This window comes from Luteimonas sp. MC1895 (assembly GCF_016457215.1).
Classification (GTDB): domain Bacteria; phylum Pseudomonadota; class Gammaproteobacteria; order Xanthomonadales; family Xanthomonadaceae; genus Luteimonas.
In genome coordinates this window covers 657299-680842 of sequence record NZ_JAEMDY010000001.1, presented here as the reverse complement: position 1 = coordinate 680842, position 23544 = coordinate 657299, and the positions used below count along the sequence as shown (strand labels likewise).

General features: G+C 71.3%; 23 protein-coding genes, 1 tRNA gene and 1 riboswitch. Of the genes, 20 read left to right on the top strand and 4 right to left on the bottom strand.

The genetic code is table 11. The features are described from left to right. The first annotated feature begins 547 nt into the window (after positions 1-547). The 3 genes from rplU (at position 548) to cgtA (ending at position 2311) form a co-directional block, all read left to right on the top strand. On the top strand, positions 548-871 hold the full coding sequence (rplU, locus tag JG616_RS02975; RefSeq protein ID WP_199361252.1) for a 50S ribosomal protein L21: 324 nt from the start codon (positions 548-550) through the stop codon (positions 869-871). Between the two features lie 12 nt (positions 872-883). Further along, complete coding sequence (rpmA, locus tag JG616_RS02970) at positions 884-1144, top strand: 50S ribosomal protein L27 (RefSeq protein WP_199361254.1); 261 nt, start codon at positions 884-886, stop codon at positions 1142-1144. 105 nt (positions 1145-1249) lie between these two features. After that, positions 1250-2311, top strand: coding sequence for an Obg family GTPase CgtA (cgtA, locus tag JG616_RS02965; protein WP_199391627.1), 1062 nt, complete (start codon positions 1250-1252; stop codon positions 2309-2311). A gap of 284 nt (positions 2312-2595) precedes the next feature. On the opposite strand, the gene rpsT is transcribed toward cgtA, so the two are convergent. Beyond that, positions 2596-2868, bottom strand: a complete 273-nt coding sequence (rpsT, locus tag JG616_RS13590) for a 30S ribosomal protein S20 (RefSeq protein WP_199361258.1) — start codon at positions 2866-2868, stop codon at positions 2596-2598. A 118-nt stretch (positions 2869-2986) separates the two neighbouring features. Between rpsT and murJ the strand changes: the two genes are divergently transcribed. The 5 genes from murJ to ispH all read left to right on the top strand — a co-directional run bounded on the left by murJ (position 2987) and on the right by ispH (position 10177). After that, positions 2987-4678: a murein biosynthesis integral membrane protein MurJ gene (murJ, locus tag JG616_RS02955; protein WP_199361654.1), complete on the top strand. Its 1692-nt coding sequence runs from the start codon at positions 2987-2989 to the stop codon at positions 4676-4678. A gap of 92 nt (positions 4679-4770) precedes the next feature. Next, a complete protein-coding gene (locus JG616_RS13585; protein WP_235972855.1) occupies positions 4771-5721 on the top strand; it encodes a bifunctional riboflavin kinase/FAD synthetase in 951 nt (316 codons plus the stop codon). A gap of 56 nt (positions 5722-5777) precedes the next feature. Next, positions 5778-8564 carry an isoleucine--tRNA ligase gene (gene ileS, locus JG616_RS02950; protein ID WP_234446629.1) on the top strand — a complete coding sequence of 929 codons (2787 nt, stop codon included), beginning with the start codon at positions 5778-5780 and terminating at the stop codon, positions 8562-8564. Beyond that, complete coding sequence (gene lspA / locus JG616_RS02945; RefSeq protein WP_199361265.1) at positions 8555-9067, top strand: signal peptidase II; 513 nt, start codon at positions 8555-8557, stop codon at positions 9065-9067. The genes ileS and lspA overlap by 10 nt, the downstream gene beginning before the upstream one ends. Positions 9068-9226: 159 nt before the next feature. Next, positions 9227-10177, top strand: a complete 951-nt coding sequence (gene ispH, locus JG616_RS02940; protein WP_199361267.1) for a 4-hydroxy-3-methylbut-2-enyl diphosphate reductase — start codon at positions 9227-9229, stop codon at positions 10175-10177. Between the two features lie 100 nt (positions 10178-10277). On the opposite strand, the gene JG616_RS02935 is transcribed toward ispH, so the two are convergent. Then, positions 10278-10353: transfer RNA gene (locus tag JG616_RS02935), tRNA-Thr, on the bottom strand. Positions 10354-10397: 44 nt separating this feature from the next. Then, positions 10398-12077 (bottom strand): GMC family oxidoreductase, encoded by a 1680-nt coding sequence (locus JG616_RS02930; RefSeq protein ID WP_343224966.1) that lies wholly within the window; start codon positions 12075-12077, stop codon positions 10398-10400. Positions 12078-12229: 152 nt separating this feature from the next. On the opposite strand from JG616_RS02930, the gene radA reads away from it, so the two are divergent. Beyond that, on the top strand, positions 12230-13609 hold the full coding sequence (gene radA, locus JG616_RS02925; RefSeq protein ID WP_199391625.1) for a DNA repair protein RadA: 1380 nt from the start codon (positions 12230-12232) through the stop codon (positions 13607-13609). A gap of 15 nt (positions 13610-13624) precedes the next feature. On the opposite strand, the gene ccsA is transcribed toward radA, so the two are convergent. Continuing rightward, positions 13625-14407 carry a cytochrome c biogenesis protein CcsA gene (gene ccsA, locus JG616_RS02920; protein ID WP_199391624.1) on the bottom strand — a complete coding sequence of 261 codons (783 nt, stop codon included), beginning with the start codon at positions 14405-14407 and terminating at the stop codon, positions 13625-13627. Between the two features lie 97 nt (positions 14408-14504). After that, positions 14505-14611, top strand: a riboswitch (molybdenum cofactor riboswitch). Positions 14612-14617: 6 nt separating this feature from the next. On the opposite strand from ccsA, the gene moaA reads away from it, so the two are divergent. The 11 genes from moaA (at position 14618) to trmD (ending at position 23452) form a co-directional block, all read left to right on the top strand. After that, on the top strand, positions 14618-15598 hold the full coding sequence (gene moaA, locus JG616_RS02915; protein ID WP_199391623.1) for a GTP 3',8-cyclase MoaA: 981 nt from the start codon (positions 14618-14620) through the stop codon (positions 15596-15598). An 83-nt stretch (positions 15599-15681) separates the two neighbouring features. Further along, positions 15682-16650, top strand: coding sequence for a bifunctional molybdenum cofactor biosynthesis protein MoaC/MoaB (gene moaCB / locus JG616_RS02910; RefSeq protein WP_207748924.1), 969 nt, complete (start codon positions 15682-15684; stop codon positions 16648-16650). Continuing rightward, positions 16647-17912, top strand: a complete 1266-nt coding sequence (gene glp, locus JG616_RS13765) for a gephyrin-like molybdotransferase Glp (protein ID WP_343224965.1) — start codon at positions 16647-16649, stop codon at positions 17910-17912. Before moaCB ends, glp begins: the two co-directional genes overlap by 4 nt. Beyond that, positions 17909-18169 carry a MoaD/ThiS family protein gene (locus tag JG616_RS02900; protein WP_199391621.1) on the top strand — a complete coding sequence of 87 codons (261 nt, stop codon included), beginning with the start codon at positions 17909-17911 and terminating at the stop codon, positions 18167-18169. Before glp ends, JG616_RS02900 begins: the two co-directional genes overlap by 4 nt. A 2-nt stretch (positions 18170-18171) precedes the next feature. After that, positions 18172-18657 (top strand): molybdenum cofactor biosynthesis protein MoaE, encoded by a 486-nt coding sequence (locus tag JG616_RS02895; RefSeq protein WP_199391620.1) that lies wholly within the window; start codon positions 18172-18174, stop codon positions 18655-18657. Further along, on the top strand, positions 18654-19007 hold the full coding sequence (locus JG616_RS02890) for a hypothetical protein (protein WP_199391619.1): 354 nt from the start codon (positions 18654-18656) through the stop codon (positions 19005-19007). Before JG616_RS02895 ends, JG616_RS02890 begins: the two co-directional genes overlap by 4 nt. A 454-nt stretch (positions 19008-19461) precedes the next feature. After that, positions 19462-20829, top strand: coding sequence for a signal recognition particle protein (gene ffh, locus JG616_RS02880; RefSeq protein WP_199361287.1), 1368 nt, complete (start codon positions 19462-19464; stop codon positions 20827-20829). A 17-nt stretch (positions 20830-20846) separates the two neighbouring features. Continuing rightward, positions 20847-21689 (top strand): aminotransferase class IV, encoded by an 843-nt coding sequence (locus tag JG616_RS02875; protein ID WP_199361289.1) that lies wholly within the window; start codon positions 20847-20849, stop codon positions 21687-21689. A gap of 103 nt (positions 21690-21792) precedes the next feature. Further along, positions 21793-22056, top strand: a complete 264-nt coding sequence (gene rpsP / locus JG616_RS02870) for a 30S ribosomal protein S16 (RefSeq protein WP_199361291.1) — start codon at positions 21793-21795, stop codon at positions 22054-22056. Positions 22057-22095: 39 nt separating this feature from the next. Then, positions 22096-22608, top strand: coding sequence for a ribosome maturation factor RimM (gene rimM / locus JG616_RS02865; RefSeq protein WP_199361294.1), 513 nt, complete (start codon positions 22096-22098; stop codon positions 22606-22608). A gap of 58 nt (positions 22609-22666) precedes the next feature. After that, complete coding sequence (gene trmD, locus JG616_RS02860) at positions 22667-23452, top strand: tRNA (guanosine(37)-N1)-methyltransferase TrmD (RefSeq protein ID WP_199361656.1); 786 nt, start codon at positions 22667-22669, stop codon at positions 23450-23452. Positions 23453-23544 lie beyond the last annotated feature (92 nt).

The window sequence follows — 23544 nt, the reverse complement described above, 5'->3', positions numbered from 1 at the left end:
GTTCCTCTCTCCTTTCGTCGATCCGAACGCGCTTGGCGGTCGGCCCCATCCACGTCGTGGCTCGTGCTACTCCAGTGGAAGCTGTACGCACGCCCATGGCGCAGCCCCTGGGGCTGCGGCCTGTGGACGTGCAGGTGGAAACGCGGCGCGCTGCGCTGCGGGGGCCGGCGGATCGCGGAGGATCCGGGGGCGGTGAATCGGGTTTGCGGGACGCGTGCGTCCGCACGCCGCGGGGCGGCCGCGAAGGCTGGAACGGGTACCCGGGTGGTTCAGGCTGAGCACGTACAGAGGATCTCCGGTAGGCGATCGCAGCCTTTGCGGCGCTTACCACGGCGCCGGCATCGGGTGCCTGACAGCTGGTTGTGCAGCGGATGGGCCCCTGTACCCGTCCGACAACCCGAACCTACCGGAAGCCGCCCGGGAAGCGCAACCGTATAGCGGCCATTCAGCGAGGTTTGACCGCAAATTGCCGATTCCTCTACAATTCCGCTCCTGTCCGCCCTCGATGGCGGCAGGCGACCACAATAACTACAGAGGAAGTCTGGTCATGTACGCAGTCCTGGTAACGGGCGGCAAGCAGTACCGCGTGATGCAGGGTGAGACCCTGCGCGTGGAGCTGCTGGACGTCGAAGCGGGCAAGGAGATCACGTTCGACAACGTGCTCATGCTCGGTGATTCCGATGGCATCAAGCTCGGTGACGCGCTCAAGGGCGCCACCGTCACCGCCACCGTCAAGGCCCACGGCCGCGCCGACAAGGTGCGCATCGTGAAGTTCCGCCGCCGCAAGCACCATCGCAAGCAGATGGGCCACCGGCAGCACTACACCGAAATCGAGATCACCGGGATCGCTGATTCCGGCGACAAGAAGTAAGGAGACGCAGCCATGGCACATAAAAAGGGCGTAGGTTCCTCGCGCAACGGTCGCGACTCCAATCCGAAGTACCTCGGCGTGAAGATGTACGGTGGCCAGGCGATCGACGCCGGCAACATCATCGTCCGCCAGCGCGGCACCCAGTTCCACCCGGGTTCGGGCGTCGGCCTCGGCCGCGACCACACCCTATTCGCGCTGATCGACGGCAAGGTCGAGTTCACGACCAAGGGTCCGAAGAAGCGCCGCACCGTGAACGTGATCGCCGAGGCCTGAGCCTCGCGACACGTTCCGTGAAGGGCCCCGCTCCGGCGGGGCTTTTCGTTTCCGGGCATCCTTCGCGGAGCCCCGTCCATCCCATCAGATCCGGCAGCCGACCCCATGAAACTCGTAGACGAAGCCGAAATCACCGTGATCGCCGGCAATGGCGGCAACGGCTGCGTCGGCTTCCGGCGCGAGAAGTACATTCCCCTCGGCGGCCCGGACGGCGGTGACGGCGGCAACGGCGGCGACGTGTGGCTGGAGGCGACGCGCAACCTCAACACCCTGGTCGATTTCCGCCACCAGAAGCTGTTCCGCGCGCAGCGTGGCCAGGACGGCATGGGCCAGCAGCGCTACGGCAAGGGCGGCGACGACGTGGTGATCATGGTCCCGGTGGGCACCCAGGTCCTCAACGTCGACACCGAGGAGGTGATCGGCGACCTGGTGGGCGACGGCGATCGCCTGCTGGTGGCCCGCGGCGGCGAGGGCGGCCTGGGCAACATGCATTTCAAGAGCTCGGTCAACCGGGCCCCGCGCAAGGCCACGCCGGGCGCCGAGGGCGAACAGCGCGAGCTGCGCCTGGAGCTGAAGCTGCTGGCCGACGTCGGCCTGCTCGGCTTCCCCAACGCCGGCAAGTCCACCCTGATCCGCGCCGTCTCCGCGGCGACGCCGAAGGTGGCCGATTACCCGTTCACCACGCTCTACCCGAACCTGGGCGTGGTCAGCGTGGAGCCGGCGCGCAGCTTCGTGATCGCCGACATCCCCGGCCTGATCGAGGGCGCTGCCGACGGCGCCGGCCTGGGCGCGCTGTTCCTGCGCCACATCCAGCGCACCCACCTGCTGCTGCACCTGGTGGAAGTCGAGCCGCTGGACGGCTCCGATGCCGCCGACCAGGTGCGCGCGATCGAGCAGGAGCTGGCGAAGTTCGACGCCGGCCTGATGGACAAGCCGCGCTGGCTGCTGTTCAACAAGGCCGACCTGCTGCCGGCCGATGACGCCCGCGCCCACGCCGAGCGCGTGGTGGCCACCCTGGGCTGGACCGCCCCCTGGTTCATCGTCTCCGGCCTTGCCCGCGAAGGCACCCGCGACGTGATGCTGAAGATCCAGGCCTTCCTCGACGAACAGTCCCGCGACGCCGCAGATGCCGCCCATGCGGCGGCCGAGGGGCCCGTGGCGGGCTGAACGACAAAGGCTTTTGCCACGGATCTGCGCGGATCAAGAGCCCATTTGCACGGATAAGGCAAAAGCCTTCTTTATCAGCCGCCCCACTCCCCGCAAGATTGCGCGCATCACTGCTTCGCGCGATCCCCGGCTGAAGAGCCTTGGCTCTATCCGTGTAAATGGGCTCTTGATCCGCGCAGATCCGTGGCAAAGCTGTTGCCCTGGTACCACGGACGGAGCCCGAATCCCACGCAAACGAAAAGCCCGGCCGGAGCCGGGCTTTCGGGTGTCGCGGGCGTGCTGCCTCAGGCGGCGGTGGCGATCGCCTTGATGCGGGCGGCCAGGCGGCTCTTGTGGCGGGCGGCCTTGTTCTTGTGGATCAGGCCACGGGCGCTGAACCGGTCGAGAAGCGGCTGCGCGGAGTTGAAAGCCTCCTGCGCGCCAGCGGCGTCATTGGCGTCGAGCGCCTTCAGCACCTTCTTGACGGCGGTGCGCATCTGCGAGCGCTGGCTGTTGTTGCGCAGGTTGCGCACGACGGCCTGCTTGGCGCGCTTCTTGGAGGACTTGATGTTGGCCACGGCGGGATCCTGGAAACGGTGTAAAGATGGAATTCGGGTCGAACAAGCAGGAAAGTATGGCCGAATCATGGATTTGCGTCAACAATCCCCGGGTCATGGGATTGCTGGCGTGAGTGCAATGGTACAGGGCGGGGCCAAGGGGGAGGGCGTGGACGGCGCGGTCGGGGCCGCGGGGCTGGATCCGGCCGCCGCCACGCCGGCGGGCTCGGCTCCAGGAACGCCGCCCGCGCCGCCGCCCGCCAATGCCCCCAGGCGGGGCGGCGGCCTGTTGCGTTCGACGGCCGTGTTCAGCGCCATGACCCTGCTGTCGCGCATCGCCGGCTTCCTGCGCGACGCATTGCAGTCGCGCGTCTTCGGCGTGTCGGTGGCGATGGACGCCTTCGTCATCGCCTACCGGATCCCCAACTACCTGCGCCGGATCTTCGCCGAGGGCTCGGTGCAGATGGCCTTCGTGCCGGTCTTCAACGAGCTGCGCGAACGCGGCGACCCGCGCGCGCTGAAGGCGTTCCTGGACGCCATGGCCGGCGCGCTGCTGGCCGTGGTGCTGGTGTTCGCGGCCGTCGGCATGCTGGCCGCGCCGCTGCTGGCGCGCATGTTCGCGCCGGGCGCGATCGACGATCCGGAGAAGCTGGCGCTCATCGCCGACATGCTCCGCATCACCTTCCCCTACCTGGTGTGCATCTCGCTGATGGCCCTGGTGGCCTCGGTGCTCAACAGCTTCGGCCGCTTCGCGCTGCCGGCGGTGACGCCGGTGCTGCACAACCTGGTGATGATCGCCGCCATCGTCTGGGGGTCGCGCTACTTCGCCGAGCCGGTGAAGGCCCTGGCCTGGGGCGTCCTGGTGGCGGGCGTGCTGCAGCTGGCCCTGCTGTGGCCGGCGCTGGGGCGGCTCGGCATGCGGCCGGCCTTCAAGCCCGGCTTCCGCCATCCCGACGTGCGCCGGGTCGCCAGGCTGATGGTGCCGACCCTGTTCTCGTCCTCGGTGGCTCAGCTCAACCTGCTGGTGGGCACGGTGTTCGCGTCGCTGCTGGTGACCGGCAGCCAGACCTGGCTGTACCTGTCCGATCGCCTGGTGGAGTTTCCGCTGGGCCTGTTCGGCGTGGCCATCGGCACGGTGATCCTGCCGCACCTGTCGCGCCGGCACGCCGCCGAGGACAGCGAGGGCTATGGCGTCACGCTCGACTGGGCGCTGAGGATGGCGCTGCTGGCGGGCGTGCCGGCCGCGGTCGGCCTGCTGCTGCTGGCCGAGCCGCTCACCGCGGTCGTCTACCAGGGCGGCCGCTTCACGCCGCACGACACCCGCATGGCCGCGCTCAGCCTGTCGGCGATGAGCATCGGCATCCCGGCCTTCATGCTGACCAAGGTGCTGGCGCCGGCCTTCTATGCCCGCCAGGACACGAAGACCCCGATGCGCGCGGCGATCATCACGGTGATCGCCAACGTCGTCATGACCATCGCCTTCACCACGCCGCTGTGGCTGTGGGACGTGCCCGGGGCCCACGGCGGGATCGCCCTGGCGACGGGGTTGGCCGGCATCGTCAACGCCTGGCTGCTGTGGCGCTACCTGAAGCGCGCCGGCCTCGCCCGGCTGCAGCCGGGTTGGGGCGTGTTCTGGCTGCGGATGGCGGTCGCCTGCGCGGCGATGGCGGCCACGGTGCTCGCGCTCAGCCGCTGGATCGGCGACTGGACGGCCATCGACAGCCTGCTGCTGCGCGCCGCGCTGCTGCTGGCGGTGGTCGCCGCCGGTGCCCTGGCCTACGGGGTGGCGATGCTGGCGCTGGGCCTGCGACCACGGCACCTGCGGCACTGAAGCCGGGTGCAGGGACGCGGCCGCTATACTGGGCGGCCGACCCCGGTCGGGCGCGCGGCCACGGGTGGCCGCGCCACACCACACTGGATCCCATGAAGCAGCTGTTCCGCGACGTCGACGGCGGGCCCCTGTGCCCCGAAGGCAGCGTGGCCTGCATCGGCGCCTTCGACGGCCTGCACCTCGGCCATCGCGCGCTGGTGCGCCACGCCGCGGCGCGCGCACGCGCGCTTGACGTGCCGCTGGTGGCCCTGAGCTTCGAGCCCTTGCCGCGCGAGTTCTTCGCGGCTGCCGCCCCGCCGCCCCGCCTGATGCTGCCGCGCGCGCGCGCAGCCGGGCTGCAGGCGCTGGGTGCGGACCTCGTCGGCCTGCTGCGCTTCAATGCGCGCTTCGCGGCCATGTCCCCGGACGCGTTCGCCGCGCGCGTGCTGGCGGGGCGGCTGCGTGCACGCGAGGTCTGGGTCGGGCCATGCTTCCGCTACGGCAGCCGGCGCGCCGGCGACCTGGCGACCCTGCGCGCCTCGGGCGAAGGCCTGGGCTTCAGCGCGGGCGAGATCGCGCCGGTGCAGCTCGACGGCGAGCGCGTGTCCAGCACGCGCATCCGCGCCGCGCTCCTGGCTGGGGATTTCAACAGCGCCGCGCGCCTGCTGGGCCGCCCCTACGCCATCAACGGGCGCGTGGTGCGCGGGCGCCAGCTCGGCCGCACGCTGGGCTTCCCCACGGCCAACCTGCGCTTCGGCGGCAAGGTGCCGGCGCTGCAGGGCATCTACGCCACCCGCGTGCACGGCGTAGGCGACGCACCCTGGCCGTCCGTGTCGAGCTTCGGCACCCGGCCCACGGTGGGCGGCCTCGAACCCCTGCTCGAAGCCCACCTGTTCGATTTCTCCGGCGACCTGTACGGTCGCCGCATCGAGGTGGAATTCGTCGCGCGCCTGCGCGACGAAGAGAAGTACCCCGACCTGCCGACCCTGGTCGCGCAGATGGATCGCGATGCCGCGCAGGCACGCGACATCCTGATGCAGGCCCCCCAGCGAGCAACCGCGTGACCGACGACAGCCAGCGCTACAAGCCGACCATCCTCCTGCCCGAGACCGCGTTCCCGATGCGCGGCGACCTGCCCAGGCGGGAGCCGGACACGCTCGCGCGCTGGGAGGCGGACGGCCTCTACCGGCAGCTGCGCACGCACGCCGCGGGTCGGCCGCGCTTCGTGCTGCACGATGGCCCGCCCTATGCGAACGGTCCGATCCACCTCGGGCATGCGGTCAACAAGATCCTGAAGGACATCATCGTCCGCTCGAAGACGGTGGCCGGTTTCGATGCGCCCTACATCCCGGGCTGGGACTGCCACGGCCTGCCGATCGAGATCGCGATCGAGAAGAAGCACGGCCGCGTCGGTGCCAAGCTCGACGCCGCCGCGTTCCGCCAGGCCTGCCGCGAATACGCGCTGTCGCAGATCGCGCTGCAGAAGCAGGACTTCAAGCGCCTCGGCGTGCTCGGCGACTGGGACGATCCCTATCTTTCGCTCGACCCGAAGTTCGAGGCCGACGAGATGCGCGCGCTGGCCAAGGTGATCGACAACGGGCACCTGCTGCGCGGCGCCAAGCCGGTGTACTGGTGCTTCGACTGCGGCTCGGCGCTGGCCGAGGCCGAGATCGAGTACCAGGACAAGGTGTCGCCGGCGGTGGACGTGGCCTACGTGGCGCGCGACGCCGCGGCGCTGGCCCGTGCGTTCGGTGCGGTGCTGCCGGATGGCGTCGAGGTTGTGGTGCCGATCTGGACCACGACTCCATGGACGCTGCCCGCGTCGCTGGCGGTGTCGCTGGGCCCGGACATCGAGTATTCGCTCGTCGAAGGCCCCGCGCATGGCGACACGCCGCGCTGGCTGGTGCTGGCCGCGTCGCTCGCCGAGCGTGCGCTGGCGCGCTACGGCGTCGAAGGCGAGGCGGTCGTGCATGGCCATGCCAAGGGCGAAGCGCTGGAGCACATGCTGCTCGCGCATCCCTTCTATGCCGCACGCGATATCCCGCTGATCCTGGGTGGCCACGTCACCGACGACGACGGCACGGGCGCCGTGCACACGGCCCCCGGCCATGGCCAGGAGGACTTCACCGCCGCGCAGCAGTACGGCCTGGTCGAGCGCTACACGGCAGGGCAGATGAACCCGCTCGATGGCCGTGGCGTCTACCTGCCTTCGACGCCCGCGGCCAACGGCGTCGAACTGGCCGGCACGCACATCTGGAAGGCCAATGACGCGCTGGTCGAAGTGCTGCGCGCCAGCGGCGCGCTGCTGGCGTACGCCAAGCTCGAGCACAGCTATCCGCACTGCTGGCGCCACCGCACGCCGGTGGCCTTCCGCGCCACCCCGCAGTGGTTCATCTCGATGGACCAGGCCGGCCTGCGTCGCGATGCGCTGGCCGCGATCCAGGGCGTCGAGTGGTTCCCCGGCTGGGGCGAGGCGCGCATCGCCGGCATGGTCGAGGGCCGTCCGGACTGGACCATCTCGCGCCAGCGCACCTGGGGCGTGCCGATCGCGCTGTTCGTGCACCGCGAGACCGGCGAGCCGCATCCGCGCTCCAGCGAACTGATGCGCGCCGCCGCCGACCGGGTGGAGCAGGGCGGCATCGACGCCTGGTTCGACCTGGATCCCGCGGAGCTGCTGGGCGACGAGGCCGCGCACTACGACAAGGTCACCGACATCCTCGACGTCTGGTTCGACTCCGGCGTCACCCACGAATGCGTGCTGGCCGCGCGCGGCATCGGCAAGCCGGCCGACCTCTACCTGGAAGGCTCCGACCAGCACCGCGGCTGGTTCCAGTCGTCGCTCCTGACCGGCATCGCGATCGACAAGGCGGCGCCGTACCGGCAGTGCCTGACCCACGGTTTCACCGTCGACGAGCACGGCCGCAAGATGTCGAAGTCGCTCGGCAACGGCATCGAGCCGCAGGAGATCATGAAGACGCTCGGCGCCGACATCCTGCGCCTGTGGATCGCCTCGGCCGACTACAGCAACGAGATGTCGCTGTCGAAGGAGATCCTGAAGCGCAACGCCGACGCCTACCGCCGCATCCGCAACACCGCGCGCTTCCTGCTCGGCAACCTGCACGGCTTCGACCCCGCGGTGCACCTGCTGGCGGCGGACGACATGCTCGCACTCGACCGCTGGATCGTGCACCGCGCCTGGGAGCTGCAGGCGAAGATCACCGACGCCTGCGCGCGCTACGACTTCGCCGAGGTGGTGCAGCTGTTGATGAACTTCTGCAGCGTCGACCTGGGCTCGCTGTACCTCGACGTCACCAAGGACCGCCTGTACACCATGCGCGAGGACTCGCGCGGACGACGCAGCGCGCAGTCGGCGATGTACCGCATCAGCGAGGCCTTCGTGCGCTGGATCGCACCGATCCTGGCCTTCACCGCCGACGAGATGTGGGCCTACCTGCCGGGCGAGCGCGAGGACAACGTGCTGTTCGCGACCTGGTACGAGGGACTGGAGCCGCTGGCCGATGGCGCGCCACTGTCGGCGCGCGAGTTCGACGAGCTGCTGCGCCTGCGCGAGCAGGTCTCGAAGGTGCTGGAGCCGATGCGCGCCAGCGGCGAGATCGGCGCCGCGCTCGATGCCGAGATCACCCTGGCCTGCGGCGTGGCGGACCAGAACCGGCTGTCGGGCCTGGTCGACGAGCTGCGCTTCTTCTTCATCAGCGGCGACGTGGCCCTGGTCGCCGAGGACGGCGCCGAGGCGATCCGGGTGTCGGCGGTGAAGACGGACAAGCCCAAGTGCGTGCGCTGCTGGCAGCGGCGTGGCGACGTGGGTTCCGTGGCCCTGCATCCGGCGCTGTGCACGCGCTGCGCATCCAACGTCGACGGTCCGGGGGAGGATCGCCAGTGGTTCTGAAGCCCAAGCCCAATGCACTGTCCTGGCTGCTGCTCTCGCTGCTGGTCCTGGTGCTCGACCAGCTGACCAAGCAGTGGGTGCTGACGAGCCTGCCCGAGTACACCGCGATCCCGGTGATCGACGGCTTCTGGAACTGGTACCGCACCTACAACACCGGCGCGGCATTCAGCTTCCTGTCGGACGCCGGCGGCTGGCAGAAGTGGTTCTTCACCGTGCTGGCCTTCGGCATCAGCGGCCTGCTCGCGGTGTGGCTGTCGCGCACCCCCCGCGCCGACTGGCGCACCGCGCTGCCCTTCGCGCTGGTGATCGGCGGGGCCATCGGCAACGTCATCGACCGGCTGGTCCATGGCCACGTGATCGACTTCATCCAGTGGCACTGGCGCGAGCATTACTGGCCGGCCTTCAACATCGCCGACGCCGCGATCGTCGGCGGTGCCGTCGGCATCGCGCTGTTCGGCCTGCTGGCGCCGAAGCCGGAAGCCGGCCGCAGCCCGCCGATGTAGGAGCGGCCATGGCCGCGATCGCCACCCGCGCCATCGTATTGCCTAGGCCAGGCGGCGCCCGATGCCGATCGCGGCCATGGCCGCTCCTACAGGGAGGGACGGTAGGGGTCCCGCCGGCTCGTAGGGCTGGTAAAGGCGCCGCCGGGTAGAATGGGCGCCATGGACATCCTGCTCGCCAATCCCCGTGGGTTCTGCGCCGGCGTCGATCGCGCGATCGAGATCGTCAAGCGCGCGATCGAGACCCTGGGCGCACCGATCTACGTTCGCCACGAGGTCGTCCACAACCGCTACGTCGTCGACGACCTCAAGCAGCGCGGCGCGATCTTCGTCGAAGAGCTCGACGAGGTGCCGGACGGCAACACGGTCATCTTCAGCGCCCACGGGGTCTCGCAGGCCGTGCGCAGCGAAGCCGAGCGCCGCGGCCTGAAGGTCTTCGATGCCACCTGTCCGCTGGTGACCAAGGTGCACTTCGAGGTCGCGCGCCACTGCCGCGCGGGCCGCGACGTGGTGCTGATCGGCCACGCCGGGCATCCCGAAGTCGAAGGCACGATGGGCCAGTGGAACCGCGAACGCGGCCGCGGCAGCATCTACCTGGTCGAGGACGTCGCCGACGTCGAGGCGCTGCAGGTGGCCCAGCCGGAGAATTTCGCCTACACCACGCAGACCACGCTCTCGGTCGATGACACCCGCAGCGTGATCGCGGCCCTGCGCCGGCGTTTCCCGGCCATCCAGGGCCCGAAGAACGACGACATCTGCTACGCCACCCAGAACCGCCAGGACGCGGTGCGCGAGCTGGCCGCCGAGTGCGACCTGGTGCTGGTCGTCGGCTCGCCAAACAGCTCCAACTCGAACCGGCTGCGCGAGCTGGCCGAGCGCGAGGGCGTGGAGGCCTACCTGATCGACGGCGCCGACGAGATCCAGCCCGGCTGGGTGCTGGGCCGCCGCCACGTCGGCGTGACCGCGGGCGCATCGGCGCCGGACGTGCTGGTCGAGGGCGTGCTGGCGCGGCTGCGCGAGCTGGGTGCCGACGGCGTGCGCGAACTCGCAGGCGAGCCCGAGAGCATGGTGTTCGCGCTGCCCAAGGAGCTGCGGCTGCAGCTGGTGGAGTAGGGGCGCACTGACGCACGTGACCGGCCGTGTGAACCTGCGCGGCCATGAACGACAAAGGGCTGGACGGGATCCGTCCAACCCTCTGGTGTATCGCTGCAACTGGTGCCGGAAATAGGAATCGAACCTACGACCTACGCATTACGAATGCGCCGCTCTACCAACTGAGCTATTCCGGCGTGGCCGCGTATTGTAGGGGGCGCCCGGCGCCGGGGTCAAAGCATCAGAGGCCGACGATCTCCAGCCCGGTGCGCAGCCGGTCGGCGAGGCGCATCGCGAGCGCGACGATGGTGAAGGTCGGGAAGGCCCAGCCGCTGGTCGGGAAGACCGAGCTTCCGGCCACGTGCAGGTTCTCCATGCCGTGGACCCTGCAGTGCGGATCGACCACGCCATCCTCGGGCCGACTCGCCATGCGCGTGGTGCCGATGTGGTGGGCGGTCCCGACCACGGCGGGTTCCACCGACGGGTCGCGCACCCACGGCGAGGCTTCGAAACGCCCGCCGCAGCACCGCGCCGCCTCCTCGCCGAGCAGGGCTGCGCTGGTCCGGTAGGAGGCATGGTCGAGCGCGGTCAGGCGCCAGTCGACCCGCACCCTGCGCATGCCCAGCGCGTCGCGCGCCTCGCCCAGGGTGATCCGGCTGTCCGGGTTGGGCGCCTGCTCGAAGTAGGCCATCAGGTCGACCCGGCTGTAGCGGTCGACCGGCCGCTTGCGCAGCCTGCGCGCGAAGGCACCCGCGACGTCGCTCGCGTTCATGCCGACCCGCAGCGCCAGGCGGGCGCGCCGGCCGTTGCTCCTGCGCGGTGCCGGGGCCGGCATGGAGGCGCCGGCAATGCCGCTGGCCAGTGCCTGCTGCACCTCGGCATCGACCTTGTTCGCCGCCTCCAGCGCCGGTGGACGGAAGCTCGCGCGCAGTTCGCGCAGTGCCTGCAGCCCCGCGGGCGCGGCGTCGGTGACCGGGATCGGCCGCGCCCGCGCATTGAGCAGGCCCAGGCGTCGCTGCGCGCTGTCGGCGAGCCCGAGCTCCCGGTAGAGCGGGCGGCTTTCGCGCTGTCCGTCGCGATCGTACGGGCGCAGCAGCGCGGCAAGGTCGCCGCCCACCACCTGGCCGGCGACGCAGCGCGGGTGGTCCATGAAGTGGCGCCCGACCTGGTCGTGGCGGTTGCCGAGCCCGCCCGGGTGCACGCCGTCGGACGCCAGCAGCAGGCGTGCGTTCTCGATGCCGCCGGCGGCGAGCACGTAGTGCCTGGCGTGCACGGCGCCGCGGCGCCCATCGAGCGCGCCGATGCGCGCGGCCTGCACCCGGCCGGCGTCGCGTGCGGCGGCCAGCTCCATCAGGTTGGCGTGCAGCAGCAGGGTGATGTTGCCGGACTCCTGGAACAGGGTCCGGTAGTGGGTCTGGAACAGCACCGGGCTTTCGATGCAGACCCGGTCGATGGCGTGTTCGCCGCGCAGCGGAAGGGCGTGCAGGAAGCGCGCGTTGGCGAATGAACCGTCACCGATGTCGTGGCGCGCGTCGATGCCGCAGGCGTCGCGGGCACGCCGGCACCAGGCCACGAGTTCGTCGAAATCGAGCGGCCAGCCGCTGGACGGCACCCACGGGCGGGCCTCCAGGTCGAGCCGGGTCAGGGGCACGCAGCCGCCGCCCCAGAGCCGGCAGCTGCCGCCCAGGGCGCGCAGCCGGCACAGCGCGGGGTCGAGCAGGGCAGGGCCCACCGATTCGCCGTCATTGAGCGCCTGGCTGTCCTGCTCGCTCTCCAGTCCGCCGCTTTCCAGCACGCAGACCGTGAACCGGCTGTGCGCGAAGGCCGACGCGATGGCGATCCCGGCCGGCCCGGCCCCGATGACGCAGACATGGCAGTTGAAATCATCGGGCGTGGACGGGTCGAGGTAATCGAGGATCACGTGCCTGCGCTCCGGATGCCGCCGAACACGGCGGGTGACCCGACTGGAAACGTGAACAGGCCGACGCAGCGGACACCGCGCGGGCCGCGTCTCGCGCCCCGCGACGGGCGCCGGCTATCCTTCCGGCCACTTCCCCCGAGGCATCCCGATCCATGGCCAAGGCCCGTACCGCCTACGTCTGCAACGAATGCGGCGCCGATTTCAGCAAGTGGCAGGGCCAGTGCGGGGCCTGCGGGGCCTGGGACACGCTGTCCGAGATCGTGCTCGAAAGCGCGGCCTCGGCCAAGGCGGCCGGGCCGGCGCGCCGCGGCGGCTGGGCCGGCAAGGCCGAGGCGCCGAAGGTCATGCCGCTGGCGGACGTGCGCCAGGCCGACGAGGTGCGCGTGAGCACCGGCATCGGCGAATTCGACCGCGTGCTGGGCGGCGGCCTGGTCGAGGGCGCGGTCGTGCTGGTGGGCGGCGATCCCGGCATCGGCAAGTCGACCCTGCTGCTGCAGGCGGTGGCCAGCATGTCGGCGGAGCTGCCCGGGCTGTACGTGACCGGCGAGGAGTCGCTGGCCCAGGTGGCCGGGCGCGGATACCGGCTCGGCCTGCCGCTGGACGGGGTCAATGCGCTCGCTGAAACCTGCGTCGAGCACATCCTCGGGCATGCCTCGAAGCTCAGGCCGCGGCTGATCGTCGCCGACTCGGTGCAGACGCTGTGGACCGAGACGCTGACCGCCGCCCCGGGCTCGGTCAGCCAGGTGCGCGAGAGCGCGGCAAGGCTCGTGCGCTACGCCAAGGAGACCGGCACCGCGGTGTTCCTGGTCGGCCACGTGACCAAGGAGGGCGGGATCGCCGGTCCGCGCGTGCTCGAACACATGGTCGACGCGGTGCTGTACTTCGAGGGCGACTCGGGCAGCCGCTTCCGCGTGCTGCGTGCGTTCAAGAACCGCTTCGGCGCGGTCAACGAGCTGGGCGTGTTCGCGATGGGCGACAAGGGCCTGAAGGAGGTGCCGAACCCGTCGGCGATCTTCCTCTCGGGCGGCTCGCGCCAGCCCGGAAGCTGCGTGATGGTCACCCGCGAAGGCACGCGGCCGCTGCTGGTCGAGGTGCAGGCCCTGGTCGATTCATCGCCACTGTCCAACCCGCGCCGGGTGGCGGTTGGCCTGGAGCAGAACCGGCTGGCGATGCTGCTGGCCGTACTGCACCGCCACGGCGGCATCGCCACCGGCGACCAGGACGTCTTCGTCAACGTCGTCGGCGGCATCCGCGTGCAGGAGACCGCGGCCGACCTGCCGGTGCTGCTGTCGGTGCTGTCCTCGCTGCAGGACCGGCCGCTGGCCGACAAGACCATCGCCTTCGGCGAGGTCGGGCTGTCCGGCGAGATCCGCCCGGTGCCCAACGGCGAGGAGCGGCTGAAGGAGGCCGCGACGCACGGCTTCCTGCGCGCGATCGTGCCAAAGGCCAACGCCCCGAAGTCCGGTCGCTACAAGGACCTGGAGGTGGTTGGCGTCGAGCGCCTGGCCGACGCCATCGACGCCGCCGGGTGACCGGCCCAGCCAGGATCAGGCGCGCTGCAGCACCAGCTCCAGCACGAACTTGCTGCCGAAGAACGCCAGGACCAGCAGCGCCATCGCGGCCAGGGTCCAGTGCACGGCGGTACGGCCGCGCCAGCCCTTGCGCCAGCGGCCCAGCAGCAGCACGCCGAACACCAGCCACGACAGCAGGCTGAGCACGGTCTTGTGCAGCAGGTGCTGCGCCAGCAGGTCGTCGACGAACAGGATGCCGGTCAGCAGGGTCGCGCCCAGCAGCACGAAACCGGTGGCGATGGTGCGGAACAGCAGGGTCTCGAGCTCCACCAGCGGTGGCAGCGCGCGCAGCCAGTGGTGGATCTCCCGGCGGCTGAGGGCGCGTTCCTGCAGCCAAAGCCCGACCGCGAGCAGCGCCGCGACCGCCAGGGTCGCGTAGGCGAGCAGGGCCATCCAGGCATGCAGCTGCAAGCGCCAGTCCAGCGGCTCAGGGGGACGATGGCCGTGCATATGGGTTGCCACCAGCGCCGCGGAGGCGAGCGGGAACACCACCATCCCGAGCGTGGCCATGCGTCCGCGCGCGCCCACCGCCGTGGTCAGCACCGCCATGCCGAGGGTCACCAGCGACAGCGCGGCGTAGAAGTGCATGTCGGCGCCGCCGATTCGGCGCCAGGCAAATACGTGCTCGGCCGCATGCATCACCAGCGCGAGCGCCGCGGCCGGCAGCCAGGCGCGGCCGGCGCCGCCGCGGCGGACTTCCGCCACCAGCAGGCCGGTGGCCAGGAGATACAGCGCGACGGCGGCGAGCACGGCAATCATCCGCGCAGTTTCGCATACGGGCTCTCCCGCTGAACGCGCACCGCGGTCGGCGCGCGGAGCGGCTATGCTGGCGGCAAGCGGGGCCCTGGCTCCGCGACTCCAAGCCCGGCGGCCTGTGTCCTCACGGATATGGCTCCCGGGCCGTGGCCTCCGGGCCACCGGGTCGGACTGGAAACGGACCGGCCTCCCTGCATCGGAATGGAGCACAACATGGTGGCCCTGGTCGACCGGTTCGGACGGTCGTTCCCGTATCTGCGCCTCTCGCTGACGGAGGCGTGCAACTACAGCTGCAGCTACTGCCTGCCGGACGGCTATCGCGCGGAGGGCCGCGCGCGCTTCCTCGAGCTCGACGAGATCCGGCGCCTGGTCCGCGGCTTCGCGGCGCTCGGCATGAGCAAGCTGCGCCTGACCGGTGGCGAGCCGACGTTGCGCAAGGACCTGCTGCCGATCATCTCGACGGTCGCCACCGTACCGGGCATCCGCCGCGTCGCCATCACCACCAATGGCACCCACCTGCCGCGCCATGTCCGCGCGTGGCGCGAGGCCGGCCTGACCGCGCTCAACGTCAGCCTCGACACCCTCGATGCCGGGCGGTTCCGCGAGATCACCGGCCACGACCGCTTCGCCGAGGTCACCGAAGGCGTCGAGCTGGCGCTTGGGCTCGGCTTCGACTCGGTCAAGCTCAACGCCGTCCTGCTGCGTGGCCGCAACGACGACGAGCTGCCCGCGTGGTTCGACTACCTGCGCGGGCGCGACGTCGCGATCCGCTTCATCGAGCTGATGCGCACCGGCGACAACCTCGACTTCTTCGAGCGCCACCACCTGCGCGCGGAAGCGATCGAGCAGCAGCTGCTGGCCGCCGGCTGGTCGCTGCGCCCGCGCGCGCCCGACGCCGGCCCCGCGCGCGAGTACGCCCACCCCGACTATCGCGGCCGCGTGGGCATCATCGCGCCGTACTCGAAGGACTTCTGCGCCGGCTGCAACCGCCTGCGGGTCACCGCGCGCGGCGACCTGCGCCTGTGCCTGTTCGGCGACTTCGGCATCGGCCTGCGTCCGCTGCTGCAGTCCGACGACGACTTCGACGCGCTGGTCGCGCGTATCAGCACCCAGCTCGGCCTCAAGGCCGCCGGCCACGGCCTGCACCAGGGCCAGACCGGTCTCACCCCGCACCTGGCATCCATCGGAGGATGAGCCACAGCATGGCGCACGAAAGCCCGACCCACGACGGCACGAAACACGAAGGCCCGCCCCAAGACAGCCCGGCCGCCTTCCACATGGCCGACATCCGCAACAAGCGCGCGACCCGCCGGCGCGCGGTGGCCGTGGGCGAGCTGCTCGCCGGCGCGGCCGCCTTCCCGCTGATCGTCGGCCGCCGCCTGCCCAAGGGCGATGCGCTGGTGATGGCCGAAGTGGCCGGCCTGCAGGGCGCGAAGATGGCGTCCGCGCTGATGCCGCTGTGCCATCCGCTGCCGCTGGAGCTGGTACGGGTGCGCTGCGTGCCGGTGGCGGCGCGCAACGCCATCCGCGTGTACTGCGAATGCGCCACCGAGGCGCGCACCGGCGTGGAGATGGAAGCGCTGGCAGGTGCCAATGCCGCGCTGCTGACGCTCTATGACCTGACCAAGCCGGTGGAGCCGGCGCTGGCCATCGGCGGCATCCGCCTGCTGTTCAAGGAAGGCGGCAAGAGCGGCCTGTGGCTGCACCCCGAGGGCATGGACGACGACGAGCGGGCGCACTACCGGCCGCGCGACATCGCGCCCCTGGCCGACGTGCCCTGCGCGGTGCTGACGCTGAGCGACCGCGCGAGCCGCGGCGAGTACAAGGACACGTCCGGGCCGGCGCTGGTCGACGGCCTGCGGAGGCTGGGCGCACGCGTGGCCGAGGCCGAGGTGCTGCCCGACGGCGTCGAACCGTTGGCCGGACGCCTGCGCGCGCTGGCCGGCGAGGACGTGCGCATCACGCTGTGCACCGGCGGCACCGGGCTCGGCCCGAACGACGCGACGCCGGACGCGCTGCGCGCGGTGGCCGACCGCCGCATTGACGGCCTGGCCGAGATGTTCCGCAGCGAAAGCGCGAAGCACACGCCGATGGCTTGGCTGAGCCGCGCCGACGTGGTCCAGGTCGGGCGGATGCTGGTGTTCGCGCTGCCGGGCAGCGAGCGCGCGGCGAAGCAGGGCATGGACATCCTGGCGCCGCTGCTCGCGCACGCGCTGGCGATGGTCGATGGCGGGGGCCACGCGTGAGCGGCGCGGTCAGCCACGAGGAGGCGCTGGCGCTGATCCTGCACGAGGCCGCGCCGTTCGCGGTCGAGCACCGGAGCCTGGCCGAGGCCACGGGCCTGGTGCTGGCGGAGGACGTGGTGGCGGGCGCCGACCTGCCGCCATTCGACAATTCCGCGATGGACGGGTTCGCGCTTGTCGCCGACGGCGGGTCGCTGCCGGCGGGTACGGAGTTCGAGGTCGCCGGCTCGCAGGTCGCGGGCGACGAGGCGTCGCACGCTCGCGGCGCCGGCGCCTGGGAAATCATGACCGGCGCGCGCATGCCCGGCGGCCTGGACAGTGTCGTGCCGGTGGAGCGCGTCGAGGTGCTGGCGCGCGACGGCGACGGGCGCGCGCGCCGCATCCGGCTCACGGCCGACGTGCAGCCCGGCGACAACGTGCGCCTGCGCGGGCAGGACGTCGAGCGCGGGACGACCGTGCTCACGGCTGGCCGGCCGGTGGATGCCGCCGCGGTGATGGTGCTGGCCTCGCTCGGCGTCGACCAGGTCGCGGTGCGGCGACGGCCACGGGTGGCCGTGCTCAACACCGGGCGCGAACTGGTCGATGATCCCCGCCGGTCCCTGTCCTCGGGCGAGATCCGCAACAGCAACGGGCCCTTCCTCGCCGCGCGCGTGGACGCCGCGGGCGCGGAGCTGGTGCTGCGCGAGACGGTGACCGACGAGCCGGCGGACTTCCTCGCCGCCCTCGGGCGTGCCCGGGCGGCCGGTGCCGACGTGGTGCTCAGCACCGGCGCGGTGTCGATGGGCCGCCATGACTTCGTGCCGGATGCGCTGCGCGGCATCGGCGCCGACATCCGCTTCCACAAGGTGGACATCCGCCCCGGGCGGCCGCTGCTGTTCGCCCGCCTGGCCGGCGGCCAGCTGTATTTCGGGCTGCCCGGCAACCCGGCCTCGGCCGCGGTCGGCCTGCGCTTCTTCGCCGAGGCGGCGCTGCGGGCGTTCACCGGCCTGGCGCCCGAGCGCCCGCTGTGGATGCCGCTGGCCGCGCCCTGGCAGAAGCGCGCCGCGCTCCGCTTCCACCTGAAGGCGCGGGTCGAGCTGGCCGACGGCGTGGTGCGCGCGCGAGTGCTGCACGGGCAGGAGTCGTTCAAGGTGCAGCCGCTGATCGATGCCAATGCGTGGATCGTGGTGCCTGCAGCCACGATGGCCTTTGCGGCCGGCGACATGGTGGAGGTCTACGCACCCGGGCATGCCGAGGGCCTGAAGTTCGAGGAGGTGGCGCGATGAAGGTGGTCGTGAGCCTGTTTGGTGCGTTCCGCGAGCACGACCCCGCCGCGAGGCTGGAACTCGACCTGCCCGACGGGGCGCGCGTCGCCGACCTGCGCGAGGCGCTCGACCGCCATGGGCGCGAACACTGGCCGGCGTACCGGCCCGAGCTGCTCAAGGCCTCGGCGTTCGCGAGCGAGACCACGCTGCTGCGCGACGCCGAGCAGGTGCCCGATGGCGTGCCGATGGCGGTGCTGCCGCCGGTGAGCGGAGGCTGAGCATGGAGCGCTTCCACTGTGCGGTCAGCGACATTGCCAACGGCCCGCTGGATCCGGCGGCGGCGATCGCCTTCGTGTCCGATCCGGGCTTCGGCGGCATGACCATGTTCGCCGGCCGCGTGCGCGACCTGAACCACGGCCGGGTCGTCACCGGTGTGAGCTACGACATGTTCGAGCCGCTGGCACTGAACGGCTTCCGCGCCATCTGCGAGGACATGGACGCGCGCTTCGGGCCGAAGGTGAAGCTCTACGTGGCGCATGCCAGGGGACGGCTGGGGGTCGGCGACCTGGCGGTGGTGATCGCCGCCGGCACCCCGCACCGCGACGAGGCCTTCCGCGCCTGCCGCGAGCTCATCGAGCGGGTCAAGCACACCAGCCCGATCTGGAAGCAGGAGCATTACCTGGACGGCGACAGCGTGTGGAGCGAGGGCTGCTCGCTGTGCGGCGTGGACGACGCGTCGCCCGCGGCGGAGCCGGGACCGCGATGAAGGTCCAGCTGCAGGGCCAGTCGCTGCGACTGCGGATCGACGAGGACGAGCTGGCGCGTCTCCTGGATGGCGGGGTGGTGGCGAACGAGACCCGGGCCCCGGGCGCTGCATTGGGGCACTTCCTGCGCATCGTCGAGGGCGCGGCAGCGACCTTCGCCGTCGGCTCCGACGGCTGGCACATCGGCTTGCCCGATGAGGACCTTCGTGGCTACGTCTCCGGTCTGCCCTCCCGGGATGCCCTGGAGTTCACGCTGGGCGGGGGCGACGCCGCTCTCGCGCTCGTCTTCGAGGTCGACGTCCGCGACAGCGTCCGCCGCCGCGGCCCGCCACCGCGCCGCCGACCCCGGTAACCCCGGTAACCCCGGTAACCCCGGTAACCCCGGCAACCGCGGCAACCGCGGCAACCGCGGCAACCGCGGCAACCGCGGCAACCGCGGAACCCCCGGAACCCGCGGAACCCGCGGAACCCCCGGAACCCCCGGAACCCCCGGAACCCCCGGAACCCCCGGAACCCGCGGAACCCCCGGAACCCCCGGAACCCCCGGAACCCCCGGAACCCCCGCACCCCCCGGACCCCCCGCACCCCCCGGACCCCCCGCACCCCCCACCCTGTAGGAGCGGCTACAGCCGCGATCGCCCTGCGTGGTCCTGCGGGCATCGTCATGGGCATGACCAGGTGCGTCCTCCCTGTCGGCGATCGCGGCTGTAGCCGCTCCTACAGGGGGGAGCCGGGGCCGGGCCGGGCGTCGGCTTACGGGCCGAAAGCTATACTTGCCGGTCCAACGCCCCACGCAGGTCCACCGCATGTTCGAGTCCCTCACCCAGCGCCTCTCCGGCACCATCGAGCGCCTGCGCGGCCGCGGCCGGCTGACCGAGGAGAACATCCGCGAGGCCACCCGCGAGGTGCGCATCGCGCTGCTCGAGGCCGACGTCGCGCTGCCCGTGGTGCAGGCCCTGATCGAGCGCATCAAGGTGCGCGCGGTTGGCCAGGAAGTGCTCAAGTCGCTGACGCCGGGCCAGGCGCTGATCAAGGTCGTGCGCGACGAGCTGACCGCGGTCATGGGTGCCGCCGCCGCGGACCTCAACCTCAACGTGCCGGCGCCGGCGGTCATCCTGATGGCCGGCCTGCAGGGCGCGGGCAAGACCACCACCGTTGGCAAGCTCGCGAAGCTGCTGAAGGAAAAGCGCAAGAAGAAGGTGATGGTGGTCAGCGCCGACGTCTACCGGCCGGCCGCCATCGCCCAGCTGGAAACGCTGGCGAAGCAGGTCGACGTGCGCTTTTTCCCGTCCGACGCCGCGCAGAAGCCGGTCGACATCGTCCGCGCCGCGATCGAGGACGCCCGCCGGTCCTTCATCGATGTGCTGCTGGTCGACACCGCCGGCCGCCTCGCGATCGACGAGGCGATGATGGCCGAGATCAAGGCGTTGCATGCCGCCGTGAACCCGGTCGAGACCCTGTTCGTGGTCGACGCCATGACCGGCCAGGACGCGGCCAACACCGCCAAGGCCTTCAGCGAGGCGCTGCCGCTGACCGGCGTGGTGCTGACCAAGACCGACGGCGACGCCCGCGGCGGCGCGGCGCTCAGCGTGCGCTACATCACTGGCCGGCCGATCAAGTTCATCGGCACCGGCGAGAAGGTCGACGGGCTCGACGTCTTCCATCCCGACCGCATCGCCAGCCGCATCCTCGACATGGGCGACGTGCTGTCGCTGGTCGAACAGGTGGAAGGGCAGGTCGACAAGGAGAAGGCGCAGAAGCTCGCCGAGAAGGTTGCCAAGGGCAAGAAGTTCGACCTCAACGACATGCGCGACCAGCTCGAGCAGATGCAGGGCATGGGCGGCATCCACGGCCTGATGGACAAGCTTCCGGGCATGGGCCAGGTGCCGGACTCGGTGAAGAACCAGGTCACCGGCAAGGAAGTGCCGCGCATGGTCGCGATCATCAATTCGATGACGAAGAAGGAGCGCCGCAACCCGGCGCTGCTCAACGGCTCACGGCGCAAGCGCATCGCCGCCGGTTCCGGCGTCACGCCGGCCGACGTCAACAAGCTGATGAAGCAGTACCAGCAGATGGAAAAGATGATGGCCAAGCTGGGCCGCGGCGGCATGAAGGGCATGATGCGCGGCCTGCAGGGGATGATGGGCGGCCGCGGCGCGATGCCGTTCCGCTGAGCGCTGGAGCCCGTCGCATGGCGGAGGATCCGGCGGTGCCCAAAGCCCTTGCCACCTCCGCGGACGATCCCGTGGAGGCCGGCCACTTCACCACCATGCAGATGCGCGCGGGCCGTGTGCAGGGGCGCGACCTGCACCTGCTGCGGCTGCGCCAGGCGTCCGGGCACCTGTGGGGGATCGGTACGGACAAGGGCAAGCTGCTGCGGGAAATCCGCGATGCCTGTCTGCGGCACGGCGACCGGACCGATCGCACGCTCCGGGTCTGCGTGCGTCCCGGCGGGTCCCGGGTGTCGTCGGACGACGACGCGGCCGTCGCTTCGCCGTTCCGGTACGACACGTCGGCACCGGGCGACGCGGTTCGTCTGCTGCGTGTCGACGTCGAGATCGAGCGGCCGCGCACCGTTCCCGCATCGCCGCTGCGCGTGCGCAGCCATCACGGCCTTCGCGCCTGCCCGGAAGTGAAACACCTTGCGCTGCAACCCCAGTTCGCGCTGCGCGCGGAGGCACAGTCCGCCGGTTACGACGATGCACTCCTGGTCGCCCCCGATGGGCGCATCGCCGAAGGCAGCTTCTGGAGCGTCGCCTTCTGGGACGGGGACACGGTGACCTGGCCCCTTGCTCCTGCGCTCCCGGGCGTGACCTGGCGGCTGCTGGAGCGTGCGCTCCACGAGGCCCGGATCCCCCAGCAGCGCGTGCCGCTGCGCCTCGACGAGCTGGCCGGGCAGCGCGCCGCCTTCGCGGTCAATTCGAGCGGAATCCGCGCCATCGCGGCGGTCGATGCCCATGTGTTTCCCGGTGATGCCGGGTTCGGCCGCGCGCTGCGGGACCTTCTGGACGCCGTTCCCTGGGACGACCTCTAGGCGCGGGACGGGGAGGCGGGGCGGGGTTTCGCGCGGCTTCGGCCTGGGCTACAATTCCCGGCTTACCTCGCCATCCTGGCGACTGGGCAACACGGAAACCACCATGGTCAAGATCCGCCTTACCCGCGGCGGCGCCAAGAAGCGCCCCTTCTACCACATCATCGTCACCGACTCGCGCAGCGCGCGCGACGGCCGCAACATCGAGCGCGTGGGCTACTACAACCCCGTCGCGCAGGGCGCCGAGCAGCGCGTCGTGCTGGACACCGCCCGCGTCGACCATTGGGTCTCGCAGGGCGCGCAGCTGACCGACAAGGTCCGCGACCTGTACAAGGAAGCGGCCAAGGCGACGGCGGCAGCCGCCGCCTGATGTCCGGGCCGCGCCTCCGCGCGCGGCCGCATCCTGCATATGGACAGCCAAGGGCGCCGCATCCTGCTGGGCAGGGTCCACGGCGCCTTTGGCGTGCGTGGTGAACTGAAGCTGGAGTCGTTCACCGACCCGGCCCGCACCATCTTCCGCTACCAGCCCTGGATCCTGCGCGACGCGCAGGGACGTGAGCGCGAGCTCGAGGGCGTGCGTGGGCGCGACGGCGCGAAGGGACTGGTGGCCACGTTCCCGGGCGTCGAAGACCGCGAGAGTGCCGACGCCCTGCGCGGCACCGAGGTCTGGGTCCCGCGCGCGGCGCTGCCGCCGCCGGCACCCGGTGAGTACTACTGGGTGGATCTCGAAGGCCTGCGCGTGGCCACCGTCGAGGGGGTCGACTTCGGCACCGTCTCGCACCTCTTTTCCACTGGCGCCAACGACGTGCTGGTGGCGCGTGGCGATCGCGAACGCATGATCCCGTTCGTGACCCCGGACTACGTGGTGTCGGTCGACTTCGAGGCCGGCCTGGTCACGGTCGACTGGGACCCGGAGTTCTAGCGTGGCGCCCGACGCCACGGAGCTGGCCGGCGCCGGCGACGCGGCCGCGCGGCCGCCGCTGCGCATCGACGTCATCAGCCTGTTCCCCGACTTCGTGGCCCAGGTCGCCGGCCACGGCGTGGTCGGTCGCGCAACCGCGCGTGGCCTGCTGTCGCTGGAAGGCTGGAACCCGCGCGACCACGCCGAAGGCAGCTACCGCCGCGTCGACGACCGCCCCTTTGGTGGCGGCCCCGGCATGGTGATGCTGCTCGACCCCCTGCGCGCGACCATTGCCGCGGCCCGGGCCGCCGATCCGGCGCCGGCACGCGTCGTGTACATGAGCCCGCAGGGGCGCCGCTTCGACCAGGCCAAGGCCCGGGAGCTGGCGGCGCTGCCGCGGCTGGTGCTGCTGTGCGGCCGCTACGAGGGCGTGGACGAGCGGCTGCTGGCGGCCGAGGTCGACGAGGAGCTCTCGATCGGCGACTACGTGCTGTCGGGCGGCGAGCTCGCGGCCGCGGTCGTGGTCGATGCCGTGGCCCGGCTGCTGCCGGGGGCGCTCAACGACGCCGAGTCCGCCGCCCAGGACAGCTTCGAAGCCCCGGCCGGCGGCGCCGGCCCGCTGCTCCTGGACTGCCCGCATTACACGCGCCCGGTCGAACATGCGCTCGGCACGGTGCCCCCGGTCCTGCTTTCGGGCAACCATGCGGCCATCGCGCGCTGGCGCCGCCAGCAGTCGCTGGTCCGGACCTGGCGGAGGCGGCCGGACCTGCTGGACCTCGACGCCCTTCCGGCCGCTGACCGCCGGCTGCTCGACGAGGGGCTGGCCGAGGCCGGTCTCCCGCGGGTCGGGCCTGGCCGGACCTAGGCCGGGCGCTGGCGCGGCCCGTCGGAATCGGGGTAGAATGCGCGGCTAGCTGTCACCACGCCAAGACGCGGGTCCACGTGCACTCGCGCTAC